Below are 9,980 nucleotides of genomic sequence, written 5' to 3' on the forward strand. Positions count from 1 at the left end.
CGATAAACAATCTCGCAGCCCATCAGCCAGACGGCCCTCGGCGGATGTTTACGTTTGTTCTTGGCGAAGCGGTGCTATCTTGTTTAAACACGGCAGCAAAGTAACAAGGATCGACACCATGGCCTACCCGCACAAATCCCTGACCGAAGTTGATCCCGTCTGGCACCGCATCTGCGAAGAGGCCGAAGACGCCGTCACCGCAGAACCCCTGATGGGCGGGCTTATTCACGCCAGCGTGCTGCACCACAAATCGTTTGAAGGCGCACTGGCGTATCGCTTGTCGATGAAACTCGCCTCGCCGGAAATGTCCGAACAGATCCTGCGTGAAATCGCGGACGAGGCTTATGCCACAGCGCTGGAATTATCCGCCGCCGCGCGCGCCGATCTGGTGGCGACATACGACCGCGATCCGGCCTGTCACCGCTTTGTGCAACCCTTGCTGTTCTTCAAGGGATTTCAGGCGGTGCAGGCATACCGCCTGGGGCATTGGCTGTGGGAACAGGGCCGCCGTGATCTGGCCTATTTCATCCAGATGCGGGTCAGCGAGATTTTCGGCGTCGATATTCACCCTGCCGCCCGTATCGGCAAAGGCATCATGATCGACCACGCCCATTCCATCGTGGTTGGTGAAACCGCCGTGGTGGGCGACAATGTGTCGATGTTGCATTCTGTCACGCTGGGCGGCACCGGCAAGGAAGACGATGAACGCCACCCGAAAATCGGCAATGGCGTGCTGATCGGGGCGGGGGCCAAGGTGCTGGGCAACATCAAGGTGGGCCATTGCAGCCGCATCGCTGCCGGGTCTGTCGTGCTGGAAGAGGTGCCGCCGATGAAAACCGTCGCCGGCGTGCCCGCCCGCATCGTGGGCGAGGCAGGCTGCGCGCAGCCGTCACTGACGATGGATCAGTTGTTCAATCGCAAGAAATAGGCGTTGATCCGCCGTTAAAACGCAAAACGCCGGCCCGTCGCAGGCCGGCGTTTTGTTTTGTATCGGGCCCCTGCGTCAGGCCAGCATGGTCAGCGGGTTTTCAAGGTTGTCCTTGATCGCCTGCAACAGGTTCGCCCCCAGTGCGCCGTCGATCACGCGGTGATCGACAGACAGGGTGACCGACATCACCGTGCCAATGGCCAGTTCGCCATCTGCGCCGACGATAGGTTTTTTCACACCCGCACCAACAGCCAAAATCGCGGCATGGGGCGGGTTGATGATGGCATCGAAATTGTCGATCCCGAACATGCCCAGATTTGAAATCGCGAAGCTGCCGCCCTGATATTCATGCGGTGCCAGCTTGCGGTCGCGGGCGCGGGTGGCAAGGTCTTTCATCTCGGCCGACAGGGCCGACAGCGATTTCATTTCCGCATCGCGCAGCACAGGCGTGAACAGCCCGCCTTCGATGGCGACAGCAACGGCCACATCGGATTTTGCAAACTTCAGCGTGCGGTCACCGGCCCAGACGGCGTTGGCATCGGGCACCTGTTGCAGCGCCAGCGCGCAGGCTTTGATGATGAAATCATTGACCGACAGCTTGACGCCGCGCCCTTCCAGTTGCGTATTCAACTGCGCGCGGAATTTCATCAGCGCATCAAGGTTGATGTCACGGCGCAGATAGAAATGCGGCACCGATTGTTTCGCTTCGGTCAGACGGGCGGCGATCGTTTTGCGCATCCCGTCCAGCTTGACCTCTTCAAAGGGGCGTCCGTCATACATCTTGATCACGGCATCGGTGCTTGGCCCTGCGGCCATGGCGGCGGCTTTGGGTGCCTCTGCCTTAACCGGTGCGGCGTCTGATTTCGCTGCTGGTTTGGCAGATTCCACATCGGCCTTGACGATCCGGCCATGCGGGCCAGAGCCTGTGATCTGGCCCAGATCAAGCCCCTTGTCCGCCGCGATCCGCCGCGCAAGCGGGGATGCAAAGACGCGTCCACCATCCTTTACCGGTGCGGCGGGGGCTGGGGCGCTGTTGTCTGCCTTGGTGGGCGCTTCTGCCGCTTGCGGTTCGGGCGTTGCTTCGGCCTTGGGCGCGGGGGCGGCGCCGATATCATCCGCGCTTTCGCCGTCTTCCAGCAACACGGCGATCACGGCGTTGACCTTGACCCCTTCGGTGCCTTCGGCAATCACGATCTTGCCGATCACGCCTTCGTCGACGGCCTCGAATTCCATCGTGGCCTTGTCGGTTTCGATTTCGGCCAGAATGTCACCCGACGACACTTTGTCGCCTTCCTTGACGTGCCATTTGGCCAGCGTGCCTTCCTCCATCGTGGGGGACAGGGCGGGCATCAGAATTTCTGTGGGCATCGCATTGTCTCCTTAGCGGTAGGTCACTTGTTTGCAGGCGGCGACGACTTCATCGACGGTCAGCAAAGCATGTTTTTCAAGGTTTGCGGCATAGGGCATTGGCACGTCCTTGCCGGTGCAGTTGATCACCGGCGCATCCAGATAGTCGAACGCCTGCTGCATGATCACGCTGCTGATATAGCCGCCGACACTGCCTTGCGGCCAGCCTTCTTCAACGGTGACGCAGCGGTTGGTCTTGCGGACAGAGGCAAGGATGGTTTCGGTATCCATCGGCCGCAGGGTGCGCAGGTTGATCACCTCGGCGTTGATGCCTTCCGCGGCCAATTTTTCAGCCGCTTGCAGCGCATATGTCATCCCGATGCCAAAGGACACGATGGTCACATCGTCGCCCGACCGTTCGATTTTCGCCTTGCCGAACGGAATGGTGAAATCGTCCATCACCGGCACATCAAAGGATTTGCCATATAGAATTTCATTTTCCAGAAAGATCACCGGGTTGGGGTCGCGGATCGCGGTTTTCATCAGACCTTTCGCGTCAGAGGCGGAATAGGGCATGACGACCTTCAGCCCCGGAATTTGCATATACCATGCTGCGTAATCCTGGCTGTGCTGTGCACCCACGCGGGCAGCGGCACCATTGGGACCACGGAACACCATCGGCGCGCCCATCTGGCCACCCGACATATATAGCGTCTTGGCGGCAGAGTTGATAATCTGGTCAATGGCCTGCATGGCAAAGTTGAACGTCATGAATTCGACGATCGGCTTTAGCCCGCCAAAGGCGGCACCGACACCGATACCGGCAAACCCGTGTTCGGTGATCGGCGTGTCGATCACGCGTTTTGCGCCGAATTCATCCAGCAACCCTTGGGAAATCTTGTAGGCGCCCTGATATTCGGCCACCTCTTCACCCATCAAAAACACATCCGGGTCGCGGCGCATTTCCTCGGCCATGGCGTCGCGCAGGGCCTCGCGCACTGTTGTCTGCTTGACCGCCACATCAGCAGCCCAATCCGGCGTTGCATCAGGGGATGGCGCGGCAGGGGCGGCTACGGCGGGGGCCTTGGCGGCGGGGGCGGCTGTTGGGGCCGGTGCATCTGTGGCGGTGGGGGCCGCTGCGGCGCTGGCCGCGGGCACGTCTTCGCCTTCTTCGACCATAATCGCGATCACATCGTTGACCTTCACGCCTTCGGTGCCTTCGGCAATCACGATCTTGCCGATCACGCCCTCATCCACGGCCTCGAATTCCATCGTGGCCTTGTCTGTTTCGATTTCAGCCAGAATGTCACCGGACGATACGGTGTCGCCTTCCTTGACCAGCCATTTGGCCAGCGTGCCTTCTTCCATGGTGGGGGACAGGGCGGGCATCAGAATTTCGGTTGCCATGGCGTCATGCCTCCTGCGGGATTTCGGTTGCGTAAATATCTGTCCAAAGCTCGTCCAGATGCGGCTCTGGGCTTTCCTTAGAAAACTCTGCGGCTTCGTTGACCACAGCTTTGATTTCCTTGTCGATGGCTTTCAGATCCTCCTCGGATGCGTGTTTGCCTGTCAGCAGCATCTCGCGGACCTGTTCTATCGGGTCGCGTTCATCGCGCATTTTCTGCACCTCTTCGCGGGTGCGGTATTTGGCGGGGTCCGACATGGAATGGCCGCGATAGCGGTATGTCTTTACCTCAAGAATATAGGGGCCGTTGCCTGCGCGGCAGTGGGCGACGGCGCGTTCGCCGGCCTCTTTCACGGCCAGAACGTTCATGCCGTCCACCTCTTCGCCGGGGATACCGTAGGCGGCACCGCGTTCCCAAAGGCTGGGCGATTTGGTGGACCGTGCCACGCTGGTGCCCATGGCGTATTGATTGTTTTCAATCACGAAAATGACCGGCAGATCCCACAGTTCGGCCATGTTGTAGGTTTCATAAACCTGGCCCTGGTTCGCTGCGCCATCCCCGAAATAGGTGAATGTCACGCGATCGTTGCCCTTGTATTTGTCAGCAAAGGCTAAACCAGCCCCCAATGGCACTTGCGCGGCGACAATCCCATGCCCACCGTAAAAATGTTTCTCTTTCGAGAACATATGCATGGAGCCACCCTTGCCCTTGGAAAAGCCGCCCTCGCGGCCTGTAAGCTCGGCCATGATCCCCTTGGGGTCCATCCCGCAGGCCAGCATGTGCCCGTGGTCGCGGTAGGATGTGACGCGCTTGTCGCCTTCCTCTGCGGCGGCCTCTAGCCCGACGACAACGGCCTCTTGACCGATGTAAAGGTGACAAAAGCCACCGATCAGGCCCATGCCATATAGCTGGCCCGCCTTTTCCTCGAACCGCCGGATCAGCAGCATTTCACGGTAATGTCCCAGCAATTCTTCGGCTGAGACGTTGGGTTTTGCGGCGGCCTTTTTGGGCGGCATGAGCATTCCTCCAGCGCTTGGACAATATAGTTTAGCCTTAAACTATGTTGTAAACCATGCGCGCGCGAATGGCGATGGTCAAGCCATCAATCAGCCACGCGGGCCAGACATGGCAGAAATGCATTCAGCGGATAACAATTTCATCGGCGCGGATCAGGCCCAGCACATCGCGGGCCTGTTCATCGAGCAGGTCAAGGTCCAGAAATTTATCCGAAAGCCGACGGGTCAGGTTTTCCATCCGCGCGACTTCGGCCAGCAAAAGCGTGCGTTCGTCTTCCAGCGCGCGGGCTTCGGCGTTGATCTCGATGCGTTTGAACAAGCCATAGTCGCCTTGCACGGCGGCAAAAGTGAAATAAAGCCCCAGCATGATCATGCCGAGAAAATAAAACAATGCACCCAGTGGAGGGCGATAGCGTTGGAACATCTGCTTGCCTCGCTGCGGCCTCTTACGGGCGGCTGGCAGCAGGGTCGCACAAACGAATCGCAATGTGAATCACTTATTTCCCCCAAAAGGCGCAAAACAAGGATTTGCACGCGCGAATGCGCAGCGCATGGCAGGCCGCTACCCCGGTGGCAATGACGCTGCGGAAATCAGGCCTTGCCGCGATAGATATCCACCAGCTTGCCCAGCATCGCCAGTGCGTCGCCGCGATCGCGCTGGAACGAATTGCGCCCGATGATCGACCCGTTGCCACCACCGTCACGAATGGCGCGGGCGTCGTCGTAAACCGCATCGGTGCCTTTGGCGGCCCCGCCCGAAAACACCATCAGCCGCCGCCCGGCAAAGGCGGCATCGACACAGTGCCGCACGCGTGCGGCCTGGGTGGCGATGTCGATGCTTTGCGCCTGATAGACCTTTTTGGCCTCGCCCAGGCACAGATGATCGGTGGACAGTTTGATCTTGATGATATGCGCGCCCAGCAATGCGGCAATCTGCGCGGCATAGGCGGCGATGTCGATCGCGGTTTCGCCGTCTTTATCCAGCGCCTCGCCACGTGGATAGGACCAGATGACCGTGGCAACACCTTTGGCCGCAGCCTCGCGGCGCATTTCGGCGATATCGCTGAACATGTTCAGCGCGGCGGACGACCCTGGATAGATGGTGAATCCGATGGCCGAACATCCCAGCCGCAGCGCGTCATCGACCGATGCGGTGATCGCCTGCGTCTTTGGCGCCGCATCGGGGATCAGGGAATTGGCAGAGTTCACCTTGAGGATCGTGGGGATCTGCCCTGCAAAGGTATCTGCGCCTGCCTCGATCATGCCCAATGGTGCGGCATAGGCGTTCAGACCTGCGTCAATGGCAAGCTGGTAATGGTAATGCGGGTCATAGGCGGCGGGGTTTGGCGCGAAGGACCGCGCAGGCCCGTGTTCGAACCCCTGATCGACGGGCAGGATGATCATCTTGCCGGTGCCGCCCAGTTTGCCGGTCATCATGATGCGGGCAAGGTTGGCTTTGACACCCGGTGTGTCACTTTCGTAATGTGACAGGATTTTCTGAACGGTGCGGGTGGTTTTCATCGCGGGCCCCTCGGCTGTATGGCGTCATTACAGCAGCGATAGGGGGGGTCGCACCCGGTTGCAAATGTGTTAGCGCAACCGGGGGCGATGTTATCGCAAACGGGCGCAAAAGCTTAGCCCAGCGCTGCAACTCCGGGCAATGTCTTGCCTTCCATCCATTCCAGAAATGCGCCGCCTGCCGTTGAAATATAGCTGAAATCTTCCGCTACTCCGGCCTCATGCAGGGCTGATACCGTGTCACCGCCGCCTGCGACGGAAATCAGCTTGCCGGCTTTTGTCAGGGCGGCGGCTTTGGCGGCTGCCGCATTGGTCGCAGCATTGAAGGGGGGGATTTCAAATGCCCCCAAGGGGCCATTCCAGACCAGTGTTTTTGCCGTGTCCAGCACGCTGCCGATATAGGCCACCGTGTCAGGCCCCGCATCAAGGATCATCGCGTCATCGGGGCAGGCGTTGGCGGGCAGGATTTCGCTGTCGGCCCCGGCCTTGAATGCGCGCGCGACAACGATGTCACGGGGCAGGATGATTTCACAGCCTGCCGTTTGCGCCTTTGTCAGGATCGCGCGCGCGGTGTCTGCCAGATCGTGTTCGCACAGCGATTTGCCCACGTTGAACCCTTGGGCGGCCAGAAACGTATTGGCCATGCCGCCGCCGATCACCAGATGATCGACCTTGGTCACCAGATTGCCCAGCAATTCCAGTTTGGTTGATACCTTGGCCCCGCCGACTACGGCCACTACCGGCCGTTCGGGCGTTCCCAGCGCCTTTTCCAATGCGCCCAGTTCCTCGGCCATCAGGCGGCCGGCGCAGGACGGCAGCAAATGCGCGATGGCTTCGGTGCTGGCATGTGCGCGGTGGGCGGCTGAAAATGCGTCGTTGACGTAAATATCGCCAAGGCTGGCCAGTCGTTTGGCAAAGCCTGCATCGTTCTTTTCCTCGCCGGGGTTGAAACGCAGGTTTTCCAAAAGCAGGACTTCGTCATCGTCCATATTGGCCACCGCATCGGCGTAATCGCCGTTCACCCATGTCACCGGCAGGCCCAGCACATCGGCCACCGTGGGCGCGATATGTTCCAGCGACATGTCCGGCACGACCTGCCCCTTGGGGCGGCCGAAATGCGCCATCAGGATGACCTTGCCGCCATTTGCGCGAATATCATCGACCGTGGGGATGATCCTTGCGATCCGCGTGGTGTCGGTGACGCGGCCCTCTGCCACAGGCACGTTGATATCAACGCGCACCAAGGCGCGTTTGCCAGTGAAATCCATGTCGTCGATCGTTTTCCATGCCATCTGGGTTCTCCTTTAGGTGGTTATCCGCTTTGTTGCGGCAACGCGTCGCCCGCGTCAACCGGACCCGGGTTGGCAATCGCGCGCGCAGGCCATATGTCTTTGCGCAACAGCCTTTAAAGGAGCATCCAATGGCCGAAATCAAAGACCCAGAAAACACCATCATCATGACCTTGAAAGATGGCGATGTCATCATCCAGCTTTTGCCCGACGTCGCCCCCAAACACACCGAGCGGATGAAGGAACTGGCCCGCGCCGGGGCCTATGACAACGTGTGCTTTCACCGCGTGATCGACGGGTTCATGGCCCAGACCGGCGATGTGGCCAACGGCAACATGGAAAACAATTTCAACATTGGCCGCGCTGGCACCGGCGCGTCTGATCTGCCTGATCTGCCTGCTGAATTTTCCAAAATTCCGCATGCGCGCGGGTCTTTGGGGGCCGCACGGTCGCAAAACCCCAATTCCGCCAACAGCCAGTTTTTCATCAACTTCAAGGACAATGATTTTCTGAACGGGCAATACACCGTTTACGGGCAGGTCATTTCCGGCATGGAACATGTCGATGCGATCACGCGCGGCGAACCGCCCGTAAACCCCGACCGCATGATCAGCGTCAAGGTGGCCGCCGATGTATAAGACCGCAGCAATCCTGACCTTGCTGGCGTCACCCGCGCTGGCCACCGGCCTTGAAATCGACATCGCAGGCGAGGCGAACGGCACGATCACCATCGACCTGTTCGAGGATGTCGCACCCCTGCACACCGCGCAAATCACCGCCATTGCAGAATCAGGCGCCTATGATGGCGTTGTCTTTCACCGCGTGATCGACGGTTTCATGGCGCAAACGGGTGATGTCCAAAACGGGCGTCTGGGCAGCGATCTGTCGCGCGCGGGCACTGGCGGGTCCGATCTGGGCAACATTCCGGCGGAATTTTCTGAACTGCCGTTCGAACGTGGCGTTGTCGGCATGGCGCGGTCACAAAACCCGAACTCTGCCAACAGCCAGTTTTTCATCATGTTCGAACCGGGCTATTTCCTGAACGGGCAATATACCGTGGTGGGCGAAGTCACCGACGGGATGGATATTGTCGATGCGATCAAACGTGGCACAGGTGCCAACGGGCTGGTCATCGGCCGCCCCGATGTGATGCAAGCGGTCCGCGTGACCGAGTAACGAAAAGCCTTCGCCCCCTCACGTCTGCGCGAGGGGGCTAGGCGCAGGCGCATTGCTTGGGCAGTCTGATCGTATATCGTCGGAGGTTCCCATGCGCATCATTCCCCTTGTCGCCGCCGTTTGCACCGCTGCCACCACCGTGGCGGCCAGCCCGGATTTCTGGGTGCATGAATGGCCCAATACCGATTTTGAAAAAACGACCATCGAAAACTGGGTCGAGATCATGTCAGGCGGCCCGTCCAAGGACGGCATCCCGGCGCTCGACGATCCGCAATTTGTCGCCGTGGCCGATGAAACAGGTCTGGAACCGCGCGAACCTGTCATCACGCTGGAAATCGACGGGCAGGTGCCGCGGGCCTATCCAATCCGTTACCTCACGTGGCATGAAATTGTGAACGATGTGGTGGGCGGCATTCCCGTCGCTGTCACCTTTTGCCCGCTGTGCAATTCCGGCATCACATTCGACCGGCGCACCGCTGCGGGCGTGTTGTCGTTTGGCGTTTCGGGCAAGCTGCGCCATTCCGATATGATCATGTATGACCGCGAAACCGAAAGCTGGTGGCAACAAGCCGTGGGCGAGGCGGTTGTGGGTGATCTGACCGGCACCGAACTGCAAACCCTGCCCAGCTGGATGGAAAGCTGGGAGGCGTTCAGCACCCGTAACCCGGGCGCGTTGGTGATGGATGAACCTGATTTCCGGCGCAATTACGGCACCAACCCTTATGTGCGCTATGACAGTTCGCAGCGACCGTTTCTTTTTTCCGGCGAAATGCCGCCCCATGACATCCCCGCGCTGGCCCGCGTGGTGCGCGTGGGTGATCGCGCTTGGCCGCTGACCCGTCTGGCTGAAATGGGCGATTTGACCGAGGCTGGCGTGACATTCAGCTGGACCGCGGGGCAGGCATCGGCGCTGGATACCGCGCAACTGGCGCAGGGCCGCGATGTGGGCAATGTGCGGGTGCGCGATGCCAGTGGCGCGGATCTGGCGCATGACGTAATGTTCGCCTTTGCCTTCCACGCCTTCTGGCCCGATGGGGAATGGATGCTGGGCAACTGACCCGCTTGACACCGCCCGCCCGTGCGCATCACCTGTGCGCATGGAACGCAAATCCCAGATTGATCTTTTCGGCGCGACAGCCCTGACCGGTTTTGCCATTTTGCTGGCCTTTAACCAGGTGGTGATCAAGATCACCAATGACGGGCTTCAGCCGGTGTTTTTTGCCGGTCTGCGGTCTGCCGGGGCAGTGATCTGCATTTGGCTGTGGCTGCGCTGGCGCGGGATCCCCCTGCGGTTCGCGGC

The 9,980-nt window shown here is 59.9% G+C and carries 10 protein-coding genes and 1 pseudogene; 5 read left to right on the forward strand and 6 right to left on the reverse strand.

All coding sequences use genetic code 11. From position 1 onward, the window contains the following. Positions 1–118: 118 nt before the first annotated feature. A complete protein-coding gene (gene cysE / locus IBX59_RS14100; RefSeq protein ID WP_296376674.1) occupies positions 119–928 on the forward strand; it encodes a serine O-acetyltransferase in 810 nt (269 codons plus the stop codon). 75 nt (positions 929–1,003) lie between these two features. Here cysE and IBX59_RS14105 read toward each other — a convergent pair whose 3' ends face one another. The 6 genes from IBX59_RS14105 to pgk form a co-directional block, all read right to left on the reverse strand. Further along, the gene (locus IBX59_RS14105; protein WP_296376675.1) at positions 1,004–2,296 is read right to left on the reverse strand and encodes a pyruvate dehydrogenase complex dihydrolipoamide acetyltransferase; all 1,293 of its coding nucleotides are present in this window, start codon (positions 2,294–2,296) and stop codon (positions 1,004–1,006) included. 12 nt (positions 2,297–2,308) lie between these two features. Further along, positions 2,309–3,682: a pyruvate dehydrogenase complex E1 component subunit beta gene (locus tag IBX59_RS14110; RefSeq protein WP_296376677.1), complete on the reverse strand. Its 1,374-nt coding sequence runs from the start codon at positions 3,680–3,682 to the stop codon at positions 2,309–2,311. Positions 3,683–3,686: 4 nt separating this feature from the next. Continuing rightward, positions 3,687–4,697, reverse strand: coding sequence for a pyruvate dehydrogenase (acetyl-transferring) E1 component subunit alpha (gene pdhA / locus IBX59_RS14115; RefSeq protein ID WP_296376679.1), 1,011 nt, complete (start codon positions 4,695–4,697; stop codon positions 3,687–3,689). Between the two features lie 124 nt (positions 4,698–4,821). Next, a complete protein-coding gene (locus tag IBX59_RS14120) occupies positions 4,822–5,121 on the reverse strand; it encodes a septum formation initiator family protein (protein ID WP_296376681.1) in 300 nt (99 codons plus the stop codon). Positions 5,122–5,288: 167 nt separating this feature from the next. After that, positions 5,289–6,218 carry a class I fructose-bisphosphate aldolase gene (locus tag IBX59_RS14125; protein WP_296376683.1) on the reverse strand — a complete coding sequence of 310 codons (930 nt, stop codon included), beginning with the start codon at positions 6,216–6,218 and terminating at the stop codon, positions 5,289–5,291. Positions 6,219–6,331: 113 nt separating this feature from the next. Then, positions 6,332–7,507, reverse strand: coding sequence for a phosphoglycerate kinase (pgk, locus tag IBX59_RS14130; protein WP_296376686.1), 1,176 nt, complete (start codon positions 7,505–7,507; stop codon positions 6,332–6,334). Between the two features lie 128 nt (positions 7,508–7,635). Between pgk and IBX59_RS14135 the strand changes: the two genes are divergently transcribed. From IBX59_RS14135 to IBX59_RS14150, 4 genes and pseudogenes are all read left to right on the forward strand, one after another. Next, positions 7,636–8,142, forward strand: coding sequence for a peptidylprolyl isomerase (locus IBX59_RS14135; protein ID WP_296376687.1), 507 nt, complete (start codon positions 7,636–7,638; stop codon positions 8,140–8,142). Continuing rightward, positions 8,135–8,680, forward strand: a complete 546-nt coding sequence (locus IBX59_RS14140; protein ID WP_296376690.1) for a peptidylprolyl isomerase — start codon at positions 8,135–8,137, stop codon at positions 8,678–8,680. Before IBX59_RS14135 ends, IBX59_RS14140 begins: the two co-directional genes overlap by 8 nt. Before the next feature lie 91 nt (positions 8,681–8,771). Continuing rightward, positions 8,772–9,737, forward strand: a complete 966-nt coding sequence (locus IBX59_RS14145; RefSeq protein WP_296376692.1) for a DUF3179 domain-containing protein — start codon at positions 8,772–8,774, stop codon at positions 9,735–9,737. A 40-nt stretch (positions 9,738–9,777) separates the two neighbouring features. After that, positions 9,778–9,980: pseudogene (locus IBX59_RS14150) on the forward strand (EamA/RhaT family transporter); the annotation flags it as partial.

The organism is Yoonia sp., from assembly GCF_014859355.1.
Classification (GTDB): Bacteria; Pseudomonadota; Alphaproteobacteria; order Rhodobacterales; family Rhodobacteraceae; genus Yoonia.